The organism is Streptomyces sp. NPDC059816 (assembly GCF_042732055.1).
GTDB lineage: Bacteria > Actinomycetota > Actinomycetes > Streptomycetales > Streptomycetaceae > Streptomyces.
The window spans coordinates 19649-37793 of sequence record NZ_JBHWIQ010000046.1 but is presented as its reverse complement, the minus strand read 5'-3'; the positions used below and the strand labels follow the sequence as shown (position 1 = coordinate 37793).

The following is an 18145-nucleotide window of genomic DNA, read 5'->3' as shown; positions in this document are numbered from 1 at the left end:
CCCCCCCTCGCACCCGGATGTCAGTGGAACTTGGTACAACTTCAGGCACATCGGGCCGAGCTCATCGGAACGGTGCCAGGAACCCATCCAGGAGCAGCGGCATGATCTCGTCCCATCAGGAAACGCACTTCGGCCTGCCGGTCTTCGAATTCCCCCGCCACGGCGAGGAGGTCCCGCCCGAGCTGCCCGACGCCGGGGCCGTGACCTGGCGGATCTCCGTCGCGTCGTACAACAACGAGGAGAAGTGGGCGGAGGCGTTCGAGCGGTTCCGCGCAGCCGTGGAGCTGAAGCGGGTGACCTCGCTGATCGTGGGCGCCTGGGAGGAGCCGTACGAGACGAGCCCCCAGGGGGTCATCGACGCCCTGGTGGGGGCGCGGGAGGAACTGGGCGCGCTGCGTTCGCTGTTCCTGGGGGAGATAACGGGTGAGGAGTGCGAGATCTCCTGGATCACCCAGGGCACCGTGACGGAGCTGCTCGACGCGTTCCCCCGGCTCCGGGACTTCACCGTGCGCGGCGGCAGCAGCCTGGCGTTCCCGCCGGTGCGGCACGAGGCGCTGGTGACCCTGACGATCGAGACGGGCGGGCTGCCCCGGGAGGTCGTGCAGGGGGTCGCCGCCAGCGACTTCCCGGCGCTGGAGGAACTGGACCTGTGGCTGGGCACGTCGGAGTACGGGGGCGACTGCGAGGCGGCGGACGTCGCCCCGATCCTGGCGGGTGCGCGACTGCCCGCACTGCGGCGGCTCGCCCTGTGCAACAGCGAGATCCAGAACGAGATCGCCGCGGCCACGGCCACCGCGCCGGTCGTGGCGCAACTGCGGGACCTCGACCTGTCGATGGGCGTCCTCACCGACGAGGGCGCGGCGGCCCTGCTGGCCGGGCAGCCGCTCACCCACCTCGCCTCGCTCGACCTGTCCCACAACTACCTCAGTGACGAACTGCGGGAGCGGCTGCGGCAGGAGCTGGAGCCCGCCGGGGTGGCGCTGGACGTGGACGCGGACGACGCCGAGGAGGAGGACGACGAGGAAGACGGCGGCGTCTGGCGGTACGTGGCGGTGTCGGAGTAACCATGCGCGCCGAGCCTCCCCGTTTCGTGGTCGTCGGGAACCCCGACAACCGCCGCACCACGTACTTCCTGGACGCCGTGCGGGCCGCCGGGCTGCCCGGCGCGCGGGTGCTTCCCTGGTTGGACGTGCTGCACGGCAGCGACGGGTTCCGCCCCGGCGAAACCGTCCGGATCGACTCCCCCGGCGAGAACGCCGAGGTGGAACGGATCCTGCGCGACACCGACGATCCCGCGCGCGTGGAGGGCTCGGCCCTTTGGTACGCACGGTTCACGGGAGCGGTCCGGGAGGTTGCGGAGACGGCGCGCGCCGCGGGGTGCCGGCTGCTGGACGACCCGGACGACCTCGCGGTGCTGTTCGACAAGCGGCGGTGCCACGAGCGGCTGGCCGGTGCGGGCGTCCCGGTCCCGCAGTCCCCGACCTCGGGGGGCCGGGTCGCGGTGCGGGGGTGGGACGATCTGCGGGAGCTGATGCAGGACGGGCTGCCGCGGGTGTTCGTGAAGCTCGCGCACGGTTCGTCCGCCTCGGGGGTGCTCGCCGTGGAGCGCGCCGGGCCCGGCCGGGTCCGGGCCACCACCTCCGTCGAGGGCACCCCGCACGGCCTGTTCAACTCGCTGCGGGTGCGGCGGTACGGGTCGGAGCGGGCCGTAGGCGCCCTGGTCGACGCGCTCGCCCCGGACGGTCTGCACGTCGAGCAATGGCTGCCCAAGGCGTCGCTCGACGGTCGGGTGGCGGACCTGCGGGTCGTGGTGGTCGGGGGGCGCGCGTCGCACGCCGTGGTGCGGACCAGCACATCACCGATGACGAACCTGCACCTCGGGGGCGCCCGGGGCGATCTGGACCGGGTGCGGGCCGCCGTGGAGCGGGCGGGGGGCAGTTGGGCCGGCGCCCTGGAGATCTGCGAGCGGGCCGCCGCCTGTTTCCCGGGCACCCGGTGCGTGGGGGTGGACCTCCTGCCGGGCATCGGCTGGCGTCGGTTCGCGGTGGCCGAGGTCAATGCCTTCGGCGATCTGCTGCCGGGCCTGACGGGACTACCGGGAAGCGGCTTCGAAGGGCTGGACACCTATGCGGCACAGGTGGCGGAGACGCTCCGGGGCCGGGGATCGGAGGACGACCGTGCGACGGCCTGAGACGGTGGAAGCCCCCGTACAGCGGCCCGAGGCCCCCGACATGAACGAGGTCGTCGGGCGGGACGACCTGCTCCTCGTCACTCTGGACACCTTGCGTTACGACGTGGCCGTCGAACTCGCCGCCGCGGGCCGGATACCGAACCTGGCCCGGTACCTCCCGAACGGCCGGTGGGAGGAGCGGCACGCGCCGGGCAGCTTCACCTACGCCTCGCACCAGGCGATGTTCGCGGGGTTCCTGCCCACTCCGGCCGCGCCGGGCCCGCACCCCCGGCTGTTCGCGGCCAGGTTCGCGGGCAGCGAGACCACCGAGCGGCGCACGTTCGTCTACGACACCCCGGACCTGGTGTCAGGGCTCGCGGGGGCCGGCTACCGGACGGTGTGCCTGGGCGGTGTGGGGTTCTTCAACAAGCAGGGCGCCCTCGGGGACGTCCTGCCCGGCATGTTCCAGGAGAGCCACTGGGAACCCGCGTTCGGCGTCGCGTCGCCGACGTCCTTCGAGGCGCAGGTGGCCCGGGCGGAACGCATCGTGGCCCGGCTCCCCGCCGAGCAGCGGCTGTTCCTGTTCGTCAACGTGTCGGCCCTGCACCAGCCCAACTGGTTCCACCTGCCGGGCACGACCCGGGCGGACGGCGACAGCCGCCGGACGCACGCCGCCGCCCTGGAGTACGTCGACCGGCACGTGGGACGCCTGTTCACCGCGATGAGCAGCCGCCGCCGGTGCTTCGCGATCGTGTGCTCGGACCACGGCACGGCCTACGGGGACGACGGCTACACCGGTCACCGGCTGGGCCACGACGTGGTGTGGACCGTCCCCTACGCCCACTTCTTCCTGTCGACCCCGACGCCCTGAACCGGACCGAGGCACCGTGATGAGCACCACCTTCCCGACCGACGTCGTGACGGCGCCGGAGTCCGCGCCGCCGCGCCCCTACCAGCACTACGTCTACGCCTATCCGCACAAGACCGCGTACCGACCGCTGCCCGCTCCCGGTCCGCGGCTCGCACAGCTGTGGCGCGGCGAGCCCAAGGACGCGCTCTCGCTGTACCTGCACATCCCGTTCTGCGAGGTCCGCTGCGGGTTCTGCAACCTGTTCACCCGGATCGGTGCGCCGGACGAGTTGTCGCGGCGGTACCTGGACGCGCTGGAGCGCCAGGCCGTCGCGGTGCGGGAGGCGCTCGACGGGGACGGCCCCGTGCGGTTCGCGACGGCGGCGTTCGGCGGCGGCACGCCCACGTTCCTCACGGCCGGGGAACTGACCCGGTTGTTCGACATAGCCGAGCTGCGCATGGGCGCGGACCTGCGGGCGGTCCCGCTGTCGGTGGAGGCGTCGCCGTCGACGGCCACCGCCGATCGGCTCGCGGTGCTGGCCGAGCGGGGCACCACCAGGCTCAGCCTGGGGGTGCAGAGCTTCGTGCCCGAGGAGGCGCGGGCGGCGGTGCGTCCGCAGCGTCGGGCGGACGTGGAAGCCGCGCTCGGACGGATACGCGAGGCCGCGATACCCGTCCTGAACATCGATCTGATCTACGGGATCGAGGGACAGACCGAGGAGTCCTGGCTCCGTTCGCTGGACGCCGCCCTGGCCTGGCGACCGGAGGAGCTGTACCTGTACCCGTTGTACGTCCGGGACCTCACCGCGCTGCGCGCCCGGGTGGACGTCGCGGAGCGGGCCTGGGACGCACAGCGGTTGCGGCTGTACCGGGTGGGCCGGGACCACCTCCTCGCCCATGGGTACGTACAGCGGTCGATGCGGATGTTCCGACGCGCGGACGCGCCGGCCGAGGGGCCCGAGGACCACGCCTGTCAGACGGACGGCATGATCGGCCTGGGCTGCGGGGCACGTTCGTACACCTCGTCGCTGCACTACTCCTTCGACTACGCGGTCGACGCGCGCCAGGTCCGCTCCATCATCGACGCGTACACGGCGACGGAGGACTTCGGCCGGGCGGTGCACGGCCGGTACGTGGAGGGTGCGACCGGGGGCGACGAAGCCCGGCGCCGGCACCTCCTCCAATCGCTGCTCCAGGCGCGGGGCATGGAGCAGGAGTCCTACCGGGCGCGGTTCGGTACGGACCCCGAGGACGACTTCCCCGACGAGCTGGCGCGGTTCGCCGCACGGGGCTGGCTCGACGGATCGGCCCCGGCCGGGGTGCTGCGGCTGTCGGCCCGGGGGCTGGCGCACTCCGACGCGTTGGGGCCCGAGTTGTTCTCGCCCGCGGTGCGGGCCGCGATGGCCGCTTACGAGGCGCGGTGAACGCGGTGGACCTCACGGTGTTGTACCGGGGCCCGCTGGCCTCCTGCGACTACGACTGTCCGTACTGCCCGTTCGCGAAGCGGCGGGACAGCCGGGAGCAGTTGCGGGCGGACCGGGCCGCGCTGGAACGGTTCACGCAGTGGGCGGACGCCTATCCGGACGGGCGGCTGTCGGTGCTGTTCACCCCGTGGGGCGAGGGCCTGGTGCGGTCCTGGTACCGGCGGGCGCTGGTGGAGCTGTCGCACCGGGAGCACGTCGAACGGGTCGCGATCCAGACGAACCTGAGCTGCCGCACCGACTGGCTCGACGGGGCGGACCTCGACACGCTCGCCCTGTGGTGCACGTACCACCCCGGGCAGACGCCCTACGAACGGTTCGTCACCAAGTGCCGCGGGCTGGCGGATCGCGGAGTGCGGTTCAGTGTGGGGATCGTGGGGCTGCCCGAACACCTGGCGCACGCCCGCCGATTGCGCGATGAGTTGCCGGAGCGGGTGTACCTGTGGGTGAACGCCGCGGAGGGGCACGCCTACACCGACGAGGAGGCCGACCGGTGGACGGCGCTGGACCCGCTGTTCCCGTACAGCCGTCATCCGCACCGCAGCGGGGGCCTGCCCTGCCGGACGGGGTCGTCGGTGGTGTCGGTCGACGGTGACGGCACGGTCCGGCGCTGTCATTTCGTCCCGGCGGAGCTGGGCAATCTGTACGACGGTTCCTACCGTGCCGCGCTGGCCCCGCGGGCCTGCCCGCTGGCCCGGTGCGACTGCCACATCGGGTACGTCCACCTGGAGACGCTGCCCCTGTACGACGTGTTCGCCGGCGGGGTGCTGGAGCGGATACCCGCGGGTCCCGGTCCCCGGTGATCCGAGGGCCGGGCCCCGCGTCACCGGGCGGAGCGGCTGCCGCTCAGAGCGGCAGCAGGTCGGGGCGCTTGGCCGCGACGTGGTCGCCGGACGACTCCCCGCGCAGTCGCCGCCCGATCCAGGGCACCAGGTACTCGCGGGCCCAGTGGATGTCGTCGCGCCGTACTTCGAGGGTGCCGCGGGGCGGCAGCGGGGGCCAGGGCTGGTCGGGGTCGGCGGGGACCCCGACCCGAAGGACCTGCCCGGCGCGCAGGGCGACCCGGGTGTGGCCCTCGGGTGAGAGGTGCAACCGGTCCTCGTCCCAGGCGCGCCGGTCCTGGACGCTCTTCAGGGACCACAGGTCGAGGACGGGGCAGTCGTAGCGGTCGGCGATGGCCCGTACGTGGCCGTTGTAGGTGGCGATCTTGCCGCGCAGGTGCTTGAGGAGGGGGACGCCGCGGGTGTCGAAGCCGGTGGTGACCATGACCGTGCCGACGGACGAGGCCAGATCGGCGACGGCCCGTTCGAACCGCTCGGCCACCTCGTCGGGGTCGGTGCCCGGTCGGATGATGTCGTTGCCGCCCGCGCTGAAGGTCACCAGGTCGGGCGCGAGTTGCCGGGCCCGGGGGATCTGCTCCTCGACGATCTGATCGAGGAGTCTGCCGCGGACGGCGAGGTTGGCGTAGCGGAAGGTGGGCTCGGGTAGCCGGTCGCCGAGGAGGACGGCCAGCCGGTCGGCCCATCCCACGAACGTACCGTCGGGGCCGGGGTCTCCGACACCTTCCGTGAAGCTGTCGCCGACGGCTGCGTAGGACCGGATGTCGTCAAGGGCGAGGAATGTCGACTCTGCTGTCACGTCGGCCCATTTTTCACCTCCCCACGTGACCTACGCCACCGTAATAATGCGCCATTGGGGCTTGACGGCACGTGATAAAAGCCATGCGACTCATTTCGTCGAGTCGGGAATAGCGGTTCCCCCGCACCGCTCGGCACCGCTCGGCACCGCTGCCGACATGCGACGCGGGGCCGTATCCGCCGATACGGCCCCGCGTGGGCTGGTGCGGCCGGTGGCCGCGGGGGTCAGATCGCGACGCCCTTCGACCGCAGGTAGGACAGCGGGTCGATGTCGGAGCCGTAGGCCGGGGAGGTGCGGATCTCGAAGTGCAGGTGCGGTCCGGTGCTGTTGCCGGTGGAGCCCGCGGTGCCGATCTGCTGGCCGCCCGAGACGGACTGGCCGGCGGAGACCCCGAGCTGCGAGAGGTGGGCGTACTGGGCGTACTTGCCGTCGGCGAGCTGGATGACGACCTGGTTGCCGTAGGCGCCCGCCCAACCGGCGGAGACGACGGTGCCGGGACCGACGGCCTTGAGCGGGGTACCGGAGGGGACGCTGAAGTCGACGCCGGTGTGGTAACCGCTGGACCACATGCTGCCGGAGGCGCGGTACGGCGTGCCCACACCACTCGCGACCGGCAGCGTGTAGCCGCCGGCGCTCGCGGTGGCGGCCGGCGCCTGGGCCGCGACGGGCACGGCCTTCGGGGCGGCGGGCTTCGGGGCGGCGGGGGCCGCGGGGGCCGCCTGCTCGGGCTGCACGGCCTTGGGCCCGGTCGCCTCGGGAGCGGCGGCCTTCGGCTCAGCTGCCTTCGGTTCGGCGGCCTTCGGTTCGGCGGCCCGGGGAGCAGCGGGCTTCGGAGCTGCCGGCTTCGGCGCGGTGGCCGTGGCTGCGGCCTTGCCGCCGAGGGTGAGCTTGAGGCCGGGGGTGATCAGATCGGGGTTCGATCCGACGGCGGTCCGGTTGTCCTGGTACAGCCGCTGCCAACCGCCGCGCAGGTCCTGGTCGTCAGCGATCTTCGACAGGTGGTCGCCGACCTTGACGGAGTAGGTCGTGAGCTCGGCGCGCTGCTGCGCGGGCGCCTCGGGGGCGGCCTGGGCCGCCACGGCGACCGAGGTCACGGGGGCGAGCCCGGGGGCGGACTGGGTCGCGGCCTGGGCCTGGGTGGCGCCGATCAGCGGCAGGGCAAGGGCTGCCGCGCCGCCGGTTCCGGTGATGGCGATCGTCCGGACGAGCCGGGCGGACTTGGGGCGGCGGTGCTTTCCCGTCGCGGGCATGGTGCGTTCCTCTCCGGCGCCTACGAGGTGAGCTGTCGGGTTCGGGCTGGAGCTGCCCGGCCGCGCTCGCGCGGCTTCACCCCGAGCCGGTCCGGTCGCCCGGATGCGGCGTACTGCGTGTGGGTTCCCCGCTCCTGCCGATGTCGGGTGGTGAGATGGGGCTACCGAGCGGCGGCAGGACTAGGCGTCCGCCCGGAGTGAGCGTGACGCTAAGCGAGCGGCAACGGCCCGGACAACCGAGCACCCGTCAGCGGCCTGCGGTTTCTTGATCCTCGCCGTCCGTTCCGGTCACCCTGCGTCGATGGCGGCAGGGTGACCGGATGCCAATTCCCGGGCCGGGGCGGGCAGCCGGCGAACCGGTGATCACCACCCACTGTGACGACTATGATCCCGGTCACGACGCATGCCCCTGGGGCGCCTTATTTCATGGCCAGTTACATCAAAGCCACTCAATCCGACCAAAGGCGCAAATCACCCTTTCACTGGTGGATTCCCTCATGCATGACATGACTCGGGATCACCAACAAAAGCCCTCGTGCAGGGTGATTGTCCGAGCAAGTGATGTCGTATCGTCTGAAGCGCCCCGCCGACGGACGGCGCCGGCGGGGGATTGGGAGGAGCCCCCGTGACGCAGCAGATCCCGTCCACCGAGCCCGAACTGACCGGCGTGCGCAACTTCCGTGATCTGGGTGGTCTGCCGACCGCGGACGGCAGGCGGGTCCGACACGGGGTGCTGTTCCGCAGCGGCCACCTCGCCCACGCGACCGACGAGGACCGTCGGTACCTGACCGGGCTGGGGCTGCACACGATCTTCGACTTCCGCAACGACGCCGACCGCGGGCTCGACGGCCATGACGTGGAACTGCCCGGCGTGCGCAACGTCAACCTGCCGCTGAGCGACCCGGCCGACGGCGCGGAGTTCTGGCGGATGGTGCGCCGGGGCGACCTGGCCCAGCTCCGTGACCTCCTGGCCGGGGGGCGGGCGGTCGAGCAGATGGTCACGTCGTACCGCGTGCTGATCGAGGAGCGGACCGCGGAGCACGCACGGGTGCTGCGGGCGGTCGCGCAGGACAGCGTGCCGGCGCTCATGCACTGTGCGGCGGGCAAGGACCGGGCGGGCCTGTCCATCGCCGTCACCCTGCTCGCACTCGGCGTCGAACGGGACGCGATCGAGGAGGACTACCTGAAGTCCAACGCCGCGCACCGCCGGTACCGGGTGCAGCGCAGCGCGGACGCGGTCGACGGGTACGCGCCGGAGGTGATGGAGCTGCTGAGCCCGCTGTTCGACGCCCGCTCGGAGTACCTGGCGGCGGCCTTCGACAGCATCGATCGATGTTGGGGCGGCACGGACGCCTACCTCGCTCGGGCCATCGGGCTCACGCCGGACCTGCGCGACCGCCTCCGGTCCCGTCTGCTCGACTGACGTCAACGCCGGGCTCCCGGTGCACCGCGGGGCGCGGGCACCGGGAGCCCGGCGCGTCCAGCACCGGGGTACCGGACCCGGGGCGGATCAGCTCACTTGGCTCCGACCTCGAACAGCAGCCAGATGAAGGCGGCGACGAGGTGGCCGACCGCGACGTAGATGAGCAGTCGGATCCAGATGCTCGGCGGCATCTTGTCCTCGATGCGCGGGCGCCGGACCGGCTCGACCGCCGGGGGCGCCGCCGGGTCGGTGGGGGGAAGGGGCTCGGTCATCGGAAGTCTCCCGGGGTGTGGACGTCCGTCGGGCCTAGGCACAGCGCGGCGGTCGGGCTCTGCAACAAGGTGTGCACGAAGAGGAGGTCGGTCCCGTCCTCGTCGGCGGCGCCGATCCGGTGCGGGGTCAGCGAGTCGAAGTGCGCGCTGTCGCCGGGCGCGAGCACATGGGTGCTGTCCCCGAGTCGCAGCCGCAGCCGTCCGGACAGGACGTACAGCCACTCCTCGCCGGGGTGCACCCGCACGATGTCGCCCTGGGTGCCGTACGGCACTCGGACGCGCAGGGCCTGCATGCCCCGGCCGGGGGCGCCGGCCTGCCAGTAGGTCCAGCCGCCGGCGCGGGTGGGTTCCATGGTGGCGGACTCGACGATCGCCTCCCGGTCGGCGACGGTCTCGCCGAGCAGTTCGGAGACGGTGGTCCCGTAGACACGGGCGAGCGACAGCAGCATGGGCAGCGAGGGCTGCCGACGGCCGGTCTCCAGTCGGGACAGATGGGCCGGGGACAGCCCGGCCGAGGCGGCCGCGGCCTCCAGCGTCAGTCCGGCGCCCCGCCGGCGCTCCCGCAGTCGGGGGGCCACGACGGGCAGCTCGCCACCGGGGCCACCGGCCGGGTCGGGGGACCCGGCGGTGGGCTGCGGCTCCTCGTGGGGAGTCGACTCGGAGGGGTTCATGTCATCGATTGAGCCAGAAAAATGCCTCCCGGGCAAATCTCTTGCCTGGGAGGTAAAAGTCGAAGGTCAAGAACCGCACGACGCCCGGCCGGGCCGCGCCTCCCCCGCCCGGGCCGCGTCAGCGGTTCGCGACGGCCTGTCTGACCAGTGTCCTCCCGAAGTCCCACATCAGCCCACCCCCGCTGTGTGCGTCGTCCATCACCGCGGTGAAGGCCGTGACGAAACGATCGACGTCCGCCTCGTCCACGACCAGCGGCGGGATCAGTTTGATGACCTCCAGATGGTCGCCGGAGACCTGGGTGAGGATGCGGTGCCGCTGGAGCAGCGGCACGACCACCATCTGTGCGAAGAGGCCCCTGCGGGCCGCCTGGAGCATGGCCCAGCCGCTGCGCAGCTTCAGCGAGCGGGGCCGCCCGAACTCGATCCCGATCATCAGTCCACGGCCGCGCACCTCGCTCAGCAGCTCGTAGCGGTCCACGAGTGCGGCGAGCCGGGAACGGAGCAGGTCCCCGGTGACCCGGGCGTGCTCGACCAGCCGGTCCGACTCCAGCACCGACAGCACCGCCAGGCCCGCCGCCATTGCCTGCGCGTTCGAACCGAAGCTCGCCGAGTGGACCAGCACCCGGTCCATGGCGGAGTACACCTTCTTGAAGATCCAGTCCCGGCCGAGGGTCGCCCCGACCGGGACGTAGCCGCCCGACAGCGCCTTCGCCACACAGACCAGGTCCGGTTCCACGCCCTCCTCGTGCTGGTACGCGTAGAAGTCCCCGGTCCGACCCAGCCCGGTCTGCACCTCGTCGGCGATGAGCAGCGCCCGGTGCGCCCGCAGCAGCTCCTGGGCCCCCCGCAGATAGCCGGGCGGCGTCGCATGGACGCCCTTGCCCTGGATCGGCTCCACGATGAGCGCCGCCACGTCGCCGCGCGCCAGCTCCCGGGCGAGGGCGTCCAGGTCGCCGAGCGGCACGGCCGTGTCGGGCAGCAAGGGGGCGAAGCCGGCGCGGAACCCGGACTCGCCGTTGACGGAGAGGGCCCCGGTGGTCAGCCCGTGGAAGGCGTGCGCGCAGTACAGGACCCGGGGCCGCCCGGTGGCGTAGCGGGCGAACTTGAGCGCGGTCTCGACCGCCTCGGTGCCGCTGTTGCCGAAGAACACCCGTTCCAGGTGGGGGCTGTGGGAGAGCAGCCGTTCGGCGAGCAGGCCCGGGAGCGGCTGGCAGTCGAAGCGGGTGAGGTCCGCGAGCGAGGCGTCCAGCACGTCGTGCAGCGCCTTGCGGACCACGGGGTGGTGGCGACCGAGGCCCATCACGCCGAAACCGGCGAGCATGTCGAGGTAGTCGTTGCCGTCCGCGTCCCAGAAGTGCGCGCCCTCGGCCCTTTCGTACACCTTGTCGAAGCCGATGGTGCGCAGCATGCGCGGGAGTTGGTGGTTCAGATGGCGGGTGTGCAGGGCGTACCGCTCGCCGCCGCGTTCGGCGAGCAGCGCGCCGAGGTCGAATGCGTCCGTCATGGGTCCTTCCGGTGTCCCGGCCCGGCCGTGCCCCCGCTGCGGCCCGTGCTCCGGGCGGCCGTCTTCGAAGCTGGTAGGCCGGCGGTGTCCCGCCGGCGGGTGGGAACGGGCGGCCCGGGGGCCGGGCCGCCCGACGGGACGTGGGTCGACACCCCGTCCGGGACCTCGGCCCCCGGGTCCTCAGCCGCGGTTGCCCGAAACGGTGTCGCGGGCGGCCCGCAGGCTCTCCTTGAGTGATCCCATGGTCGCCAGGACCGCGGTGGGCTCGTAGCCGCAGTGCGCCATGCAGTTGGCGCAGCGGGGGTCCTTGCCCCGGCCGTAGGCGTCCCAGTCGGTCTCCTCCACGAGTTCCCGGTACGTGGGTACGTAGCCGTCGCTCATCAGGTAGCAGGGCTTCTGCCAGCCGAACAGGGAGTAGTTGGGGATCGCCCAGGCCGTGCAGGGGAAGTCGACCCGACCCTCCAGGAAGTCGAGGAAGAGCGGCGAGTGGTTGAGCCGCCAGCGGCGCCGGTTGCCGTCCGCGAACGCCTTCCGGAAGAGTTCGCGGGTCTGGTCGACGCCGAGGAAGTGCTCCTGGTCGGGGGCCTTCTCGTAGGCGTAGGCGGGCGAGATCATCATCTCGTCCACCTGGAGGTCGTCATTGAGGAAGTCGAGCACCTCGATGATGGTCTGGGGGGTGTCCGTGTTGAAGAACGTGGAGTTGGTGGTGACCCGGAAGCCCTGCCGCTTGGCCTCCTTGATGGCTTCCACGGCTTCGTCGAAGACGCCCTCCTTGGCCACCGACTCGTCGTGCCGCTCGCGCAGTCCGTCGATGTGCACGGCGAACGCGAAGTACGGGGAGGGCGTGAACTTCTCCATCTTCTTGCGCATCAGCAGGGCGTTGGTGCAGAGGAAGACGTACTTCTTCCGGGCCACCAACTGGCGCACGATCTCGTGGATCTGGGGGTGCATCAGGGGTTCGCCGCCTGCGATGGACACCATCGGCGCCCCGGACTCCAGGACCGCACCGACGGCCTGCGCGACCGGCATCCGCTGCTTGAGCACCCCGGCCGGATGCTGGATCTTGCCGCAGCCCTCGCACTTGAGGTTGCAGGCGAAGAGCGGTTCCAGCTCCACGATCAGCGGGAACTTGGCCCGCTTGCGGAGCTTCTGTTCGAACAGGTAGGTCGCGACCTTGATGGACTGACGGAGCGGCATGGCCATTTCAGCTCACCTCCGGGGGAGCGTCACGATGCGGTGCCATTCACAGAAGACGGGGAACACGGCACGGAGAACACGGAAAGCCGATATTCCACCGCGCAGCGTGCCGATGCGGACCAGTTCATGTTCTGGAGCGTCCACGACCACCCGGACGGCCGCAACCGGGCGGACCCATCGGTCTTCGCCGCCGCCCACGAGCCCCCGGGTGTCGACGGGACCGACCGGGGCGGGTGTGCGCACCGCGGTGCGCAGGGTCACCGCCGACTCCATGTCCACGGCGATCGCCCCGGTGGACCGTAGGGTGGAGCGCTCCGCGCCCCGGACGACGTGGTCGGAGCCGATGAGCGGCCCCGTGTGCACGGTCCGGCCCGGCAGGGCCCGGGCCAGTGCCTCGGTCAGCGGCGCGGTGCCCGAGCAGGGGACCTGGCCGAGTTCGTCCCGGGTCTCCCCGGCGACGACCAGGTCTCCGGGGCGCATGCCCGGGGCCAGCCCGGCGCAGAAGCCGGTGGCCAGGACGGACGCACCGTGCAGCTCCGCACGGCCCAGCGCACGGCCCACCGCCGAGGCCGCCGCGCGCGGCCCCATGCCCGTGCGGAGCACCGTCACGTTCCCGGCCGTCGACCGGTCCGCCAGGCTCAGGGCCAGCCGTTCGATGCCGAGGGCGCAGGCGACCAGGAGCGGCCCCCCGGCGCCACCCGCCGGGCTCGTGGGATCGGGGGGGTCGGCCGGATCGGCCGGGGCGCGCCGCATCAGCCCCCCTTGCCGGTCCGCTCGGCGATCCGTCCGGCGGCGGCGGCCACCAGCGACCGGGCGGCCCGTACGACGGTCGGGCGCGGCGCGCGGCGCGGCGGGGGCCCCGCACCGGCCTCCGGGGCGTCACCGGTGCGGGCGGCCCGCGGGGCGCCGGGCAGGTTCGCGAACGGATCGCCGTGCAGGAACCTCCCCAGGGCCGTCAGCGGGAACACCAGTCGGTACAGGTGGTAGTTGATGGAGAAGTCCCACGGGAACCCGGTGCCGGTGAAGTGGGGTTCGTCCCAGGAGCCGTCCTCCTGTTGGGTCTCCACCAGCCAGGCGACACCCCGTTCGGTGACCTTGGTGTCCCGCTCCCCCGCGGCGAGCAGCGCCAGCAGCGCCCATGCGGTCTGCGAGGCGGTGGACTCGCCCCGGCCGCCCCAGCCCGGTGCGTCCCGGTAGGAACGCAGGTCCTCGCCCCAGCCCCCGTCGTCGTTCTGTACGGACTCCAGCCAGGCCACGGCCCGCCGGATCGCCGGATGGGCGGGGGGTAGTCCGGCGGCGACCAGGGCGGGCACCACCGATCCCGTTCCGTAGACGTAGTTGACGCCCCAGCGGCCGAACCAGGCGCCGCCGGACTCCTGGGCGGCGAGCAGCCAGTCGATGCCGCGGCGGGTGCCCGGGTCCGCGGAGCGTCCCTCGACGGCCAGCATCTCCACGACGTGCGCGGTCACGTCGGCGGACGGCGGATCGATCACCTTGCCGAAGTCGCAGAAGGGCAGCCGGTTGGGGAAGGGGCTGGTGTTGTCCACGTCGAAGGCGCCCCACCCCCCGTCGCGGGACTGCATGCCGAGGCTCCACGCGACGCCGCGGGCGATGGAGTCCTCCAGCCGCTCGGTCTCGGGGTGCGCCACGCGTCGCAGGGCGAGGACGACCTCGGCGGTGTCGTCGATGTCGGGATAGGTGTCGTTGTGGAACTCGAAGGCCCAGCCGCCGGGGGCCAGTTCGGGTCTGCGCACCGACCAGTCGCCGGGCCGGTCGATCTGTTCGCCGAGCATCCACTCGGCGGCCCTGACCAGTTGGGGGTGGTCGGCCGGGACGCCCGCGTCGGCCAGCGCGATCGTCGCGAGGCAGGTGTCCCACACGGGTGACTGGCACGCCTCGACCATCCGGGAACCGTCCGGTCCCCACACCGTGAACCGGTCGAGGGAATCGAGTCCGGCGCGGAGCACGGGGTGGTCCAGGTCGTAGCCGAGCAGGTGCAGGGCGATGATCGAGTACACCGCGGGCGGCTGGATGCCGCCCCAACAGCCGTCCTGTTCCTGGCGTTCGATGATCCAGCGGGCCGCCGACCGCATGGCCGCGGCGCGCAACGGCCCCGGTGCGACCCGCTGGTAGAGGCGCAACACCTTGTCGAGCCGTTGGAAGACCCCGTCCCAGGAGGCCACCGGGGCGAGGGGGCGGGACGGGCACGGGTCGGCCGGGTCGGTGTGGAGTTCGTCGAGCGGGAAGGGGGCGGGGCGCACCGGGCGCTTCGCGGACACGATGGCGAGCGGCACGATGGTCTGCCGGGCCCAGCAGCCGAAGTCGTAGATGTTGAGCGGGAACCACCGGGGGACGTAGATGACCTCGGGCGGGACCTCGGGCAGGTCGTCCCACTTCCACCAGCCGAACAGGGCCAGCCAGATGCGGGTGAAGACCCGGGCCGCGGCGATCCCCCCGCGGGACCTGATCCAGTCGGCCGCCCGCGCCATGTGCGGCGCGTCGGGCGCGTCCCCGGCGAGCCGGAGGGCGACGTACGCCTCGATGGTGGCCGAGAGGTCACTGGGGCCCTGGTAGAAGGTGGCCCAGGTGCCGTCCTCCCGTTGTTCACCGCGGATGAACAGGGCGGCGGCCCGGGTGGTGGCCTCGTCGCGAATGCCGAGGAACTGCCTCAGGAGGAGGTCCTCGGCGTCCATGGTGACGTTCGTTTCGAGGTCGCCCTTCCACCAGCCCTGGGGGTCCTGGAGGGAGAGCAGACGGTCGGTGGCGCGGTGCGCCGCGCGCCGGACGGCGACGGGGTCGTCGACCGCCCGGGGGGTCGGGTCGGAGTGTTCGTCGGTGGCCGAGGCAGCGCGGGGCGGTACCGCTCCGGTGCTTCCGTCGGTCGTCGCTGTCATGGCTTCCCCTTACAGTGCAGTGGCTCTTCTGCTGGGTCCGCCGTCGGCCGGTGCGCTGGATGGGCACCGGCCGGCGACTGCGAGTCATATGCTCCGGATGTCGATGGTCATCTCTTTCGTACGACGACGAAGTCGGCGAGCGCGGTGAACCGCGCCCGGACGGGGTCGGGCATGTCCACGGAGTTCAGGGCGTCGACGGCGATGGCGTGCTGGCGGCGGGCCTCCTGGACGGTCCACTCCCGGCCGCCGGCCTCCTCGATGAGCGCGGCGCGGGCGGCGAACTCCTCCTCGGAGAAGCTGTCGAAGTCGTTGCTCTTGGCGTCGGCGGCGAGGAGTTCGCCGAGTTGCTCGGAGGCGGGGCCGCCGGCGTCGAGGGCGGCGACGACCGGCAGGGACTTCTTGCGCTGGCGCAGATCGCTCCAGGTCTGCTTGCCGGTGGCCTCGGGGTCGCCCCAGATGCCGAGCAGGTCGTCGACGGCCTGGAAGGCGAGCCCCAGGTGGTGGCCGTACTTCTCCAGGGTGTCGGCGGTGCGGTCGTCGGCGCCGCCGAGCACCGCGCCGATGGACGAGGCGCAGGCCAGCAGGGCGCCGGTCTTGTTGCCCTCCATCTCCAGGCACTCGGCCACGGTGACCCGCTCGCGGTGTTCGTACGCGATGTCCTGGGCCTGGCCGTCGATGAGGGCGCGGGTGGCGCTGGTGAGGCGTCGGGTGGCGCGGCCGGCCTCGACGGTGCCGATCTCCAGCAGCACCTCGCCGGCGAGCGCGAACAGGGCGTCGCCGACCAGGATGGCCTGGGCGGGGCCGTGGACCTTCCAGACCGTGTCACGGTGTCGGCGCTGTTCGTCGCCGTCCATCAGGTCATCGTGGAGCAGGGAGAAGTTGTGCACCAGCTCCACGGCGACGGCACCGGGCACACCGGTCTCGGCCGGGGCTCCGGCCGCTTCCGCGGACAGCAGGGCGAGCGCCGGGCGCACCGCCTTGCCGCCGTCGCCGTCGGCGGGGTTGCCGTGGGCGTCGATCCAACCGAAGTGGTAGGCGGCGACCGTGTCCATGGGCGAGGCGAGCCGGTCCACGGCGGCCTTCAGCTCGGGGGTCGCCAGGGTTCTGCCTCGCTCCAACAATGCGGCCACGTCCACGGCCTCGGCGGACGGTTCGCCCGGGGGCACAGTGGGCACAGTCTCTCCTCTAGTTGCGGTGGTGCCGGGGGTGCGGGAACCCGCCCCGCGGAGATCGAGTGTCATGCCGCCTCCCGGAAGAGATGGGCGCGCGACCGGCCGAGGACGCCGAGTGCCGCGTCGGCGGCGCTGACACCGCTGCGCACCGCCCCCTCCATCGTGGCGGGCCAGCCGGTGGCGGTCCATGCTCCGGCCAGGAACAGACCGGGGGCCCGGGTGCGCGCGGTGGGCCGCAGGGCGCCGGTGCCCGGCGCCGGCGCGAAGGTGGCGGTCCGCTCCCTGGTGACGAAGAAGTCGCGCACCTGAGCGCGCCGGGTGGCGGGCAACAGGCGTTCGAGTTCGGGGAGGTAGCGCTCGCGCAGGGCGGCGACCGGTTCGTCGATCTCGTGGTGGACCGCGGACTGGGAGAGCGCCAGGTACTGGCCGTCGGCCAGTCCGGAGGCTTCGGTGCGGTCGAACACCCACTGCACGGGCGAGCCCACTGCGGCGAAGAACGGGCGCCGCAGCACCGTGCGGTCGTAGACGACGTGCAGGTTGAGGATGGGCGAGGTGCCGAGGGCGAGCAGCCGCTCCGGGGCGTCGAGCGATCCGGTGGGCAGCAGTTCATGGGTCTCGCGCTGCGGCACGGCGAGCACGACGGTGTCCGCCTCGATGGTGGCGCCCTGTGCCTTCACGGCCCAACGGCCTTCCGGGGTGCGGGAGATGCCCGAGACCCGGGTGCGCAGTTCGGTGCGGACCCCGGCGGTGTCGAGGGCCTTGCGGGCGAGGGTGTCGTGCAGTTCGCCCAGGGGGACGGCGGCCCAGCCGATGTCGGCGGCGCCGGGGTCCTGGAGCAGTCCGGTCTTGAAGACCTTGGCGGCCAGGGCGAGGGAGACGTCCGCCGCCACGGCGTTGAGGGTGGCCACGCCCACCAGGTCCCAGAGCGCCTCGACGGCGCGTGCGGACTGGCCGTGCCGGGCGAGCCAGCTGCCGAAGTCCTGGTCGTCCAGGGCGGGGTCGTCGGGGTCGAGCCGCTGGAGGGCGAGCGCCGCCCGGGCGGCGCCGAGGCGTTCGCCCGGGGAGAGGTGCGGGTACGTGGCGAGGGACTGCGCCAGGTGCAGCGGTACGGGCAGGGCCGCACGGCGCAGGGTGCCCAGCTTCGGTCCCTCACCCGACCGGGTCCGTACCCGGGCCGCGGCGTCCAGGACGGGGACCGTGAGCCGGTCCTGGAGCGGGGCCAGTGCGGTCGCGTCGATGCGGTCGAGGAACCAGCGGTAGGCGGTGCAGCAACGCAGGTAGACGTGCTGACCGTTGTCGACGGTGAGGTCGCCGCGCTGGAAGGAGAAGGCGAGGCCGCCCAGCCGGGGCCGCCCTTCCAGGAGGGTGACGCCGACCCCGGCGTCGGCGAGGGCGAGTGCGGCGGTGACCCCGGCGAGTCCGCCGCCGATGACGACGGCGCTGGCCGGGCGTTCCCCGTCCGGGTCCGGGTGGGTGGACCGCGGGTCGGTGTCGTTCACGCGGGTCCCCCGGGTGCTCGGTTCGGGTGCCCCGGGCGGGTGGACGCCCCGGGCCTGGGCGCGCGCCGGGCGTCGGCGGGCGCCGTCGCGGTCAGGGACGCGGTACGGCCGGTACGGGTTGACCG

The 18145-nt window shown here is 72.7% G+C and carries 16 protein-coding genes and 1 riboswitch; of the genes, 6 read left to right on the top strand and 10 right to left on the bottom strand.

The window, feature by feature from the left end; translation table 11 throughout:
* Positions 1-101 precede the first annotated feature (101 nt).
* The 5 genes from ACFV88_RS34720 to ACFV88_RS34700 are packed head-to-tail and all read left to right on the top strand — an operon-like array spanning position 102 to position 5303.
* Positions 102-1064, top strand: coding sequence for an STM4015 family protein (locus ACFV88_RS34720; RefSeq protein ID WP_385496171.1), 963 nt, complete (start codon positions 102-104; stop codon positions 1062-1064).
* 2 nt (positions 1065-1066) lie between these two features.
* Positions 1067-2191, top strand: coding sequence for an STM4014 family protein (locus ACFV88_RS34715; RefSeq protein ID WP_385496170.1), 1125 nt, complete (start codon positions 1067-1069; stop codon positions 2189-2191).
* 40 nt (positions 2192-2231) lie between these two features.
* Complete coding sequence (locus ACFV88_RS34710) at positions 2232-3041, top strand: STM4013/SEN3800 family hydrolase (RefSeq protein ID WP_385496176.1); 810 nt, start codon at positions 2232-2234, stop codon at positions 3039-3041.
* Positions 3042-3060: 19 nt separating this feature from the next.
* Positions 3061-4443 (top strand): STM4012 family radical SAM protein, encoded by a 1383-nt coding sequence (locus ACFV88_RS34705; RefSeq protein WP_385496168.1) that lies wholly within the window; start codon positions 3061-3063, stop codon positions 4441-4443.
* Positions 4444-4448: 5 nt separating this feature from the next.
* A complete protein-coding gene (locus ACFV88_RS34700; protein WP_385496175.1) occupies positions 4449-5303 on the top strand; it encodes an STM4011 family radical SAM protein in 855 nt (284 codons plus the stop codon).
* Positions 5304-5346: 43 nt separating this feature from the next.
* Here ACFV88_RS34700 and ACFV88_RS34695 read toward each other — a convergent pair whose 3' ends face one another.
* Positions 5347-6138, bottom strand: coding sequence for an SGNH/GDSL hydrolase family protein (locus ACFV88_RS34695; RefSeq protein ID WP_385496167.1), 792 nt, complete (start codon positions 6136-6138; stop codon positions 5347-5349).
* Between the two features lie 224 nt (positions 6139-6362).
* Positions 6363-7388 carry a peptidoglycan DD-metalloendopeptidase family protein gene (locus ACFV88_RS34690; protein ID WP_385496165.1) on the bottom strand — a complete coding sequence of 342 codons (1026 nt, stop codon included), beginning with the start codon at positions 7386-7388 and terminating at the stop codon, positions 6363-6365.
* A gap of 4 nt (positions 7389-7392) precedes the next feature.
* Positions 7393-7547, bottom strand: a riboswitch (cyclic di-AMP (ydaO/yuaA leader).
* A gap of 466 nt (positions 7548-8013) precedes the next feature.
* Between ACFV88_RS34690 and ACFV88_RS34685 the strand changes: the two genes are divergently transcribed.
* Entirely contained in the window at positions 8014-8811 is a 798-nt protein-coding gene (locus tag ACFV88_RS34685; protein ID WP_385496163.1) for a tyrosine-protein phosphatase, read from the top strand.
* Positions 8812-8903: 92 nt separating this feature from the next.
* Here ACFV88_RS34685 and ACFV88_RS34680 read toward each other — a convergent pair whose 3' ends face one another.
* The 8 genes from ACFV88_RS34680 to hpnE all read right to left on the bottom strand — a co-directional run bounded on the left by ACFV88_RS34680 (position 8904) and on the right by hpnE (position 18020).
* The gene (locus tag ACFV88_RS34680) at positions 8904-9083 is read right to left on the bottom strand and encodes a DUF6126 family protein (RefSeq protein WP_385496162.1); all 180 of its coding nucleotides are present in this window, start codon (positions 9081-9083) and stop codon (positions 8904-8906) included.
* Positions 9080-9754 carry a helix-turn-helix domain-containing protein gene (locus ACFV88_RS34675; RefSeq protein WP_385496161.1) on the bottom strand — a complete coding sequence of 225 codons (675 nt, stop codon included), beginning with the start codon at positions 9752-9754 and terminating at the stop codon, positions 9080-9082. The genes ACFV88_RS34680 and ACFV88_RS34675 overlap by 4 nt, the downstream gene beginning before the upstream one ends.
* Before the next feature lie 118 nt (positions 9755-9872).
* Positions 9873-11258: an aspartate aminotransferase family protein gene (locus ACFV88_RS34670; RefSeq protein WP_385496160.1), complete on the bottom strand. Its 1386-nt coding sequence runs from the start codon at positions 11256-11258 to the stop codon at positions 9873-9875.
* Between the two features lie 180 nt (positions 11259-11438).
* Positions 11439-12461: an adenosyl-hopene transferase HpnH gene (gene hpnH, locus ACFV88_RS34665; protein WP_385496158.1), complete on the bottom strand. Its 1023-nt coding sequence runs from the start codon at positions 12459-12461 to the stop codon at positions 11439-11441.
* Positions 12462-12467: 6 nt separating this feature from the next.
* On the bottom strand, positions 12468-13208 hold the full coding sequence (locus ACFV88_RS34660; protein ID WP_385496156.1) for a 1-hydroxy-2-methyl-2-butenyl 4-diphosphate reductase: 741 nt from the start codon (positions 13206-13208) through the stop codon (positions 12468-12470).
* Entirely contained in the window at positions 13208-15349 is a 2142-nt protein-coding gene (shc, locus tag ACFV88_RS34655; protein ID WP_385496155.1) for a squalene--hopene cyclase, read from the bottom strand. The genes ACFV88_RS34660 and shc overlap by 1 nt, the downstream gene beginning before the upstream one ends.
* 107 nt (positions 15350-15456) lie before the next feature.
* Entirely contained in the window at positions 15457-16590 is a 1134-nt protein-coding gene (locus tag ACFV88_RS34650) for a polyprenyl synthetase family protein (protein ID WP_385496154.1), read from the bottom strand.
* A complete protein-coding gene (gene hpnE, locus ACFV88_RS34645; RefSeq protein ID WP_385496153.1) occupies positions 16587-18020 on the bottom strand; it encodes a hydroxysqualene dehydroxylase HpnE in 1434 nt (477 codons plus the stop codon). Before hpnE ends, ACFV88_RS34650 begins: the two co-directional genes overlap by 4 nt.
* Positions 18021-18145 lie beyond the last annotated feature (125 nt).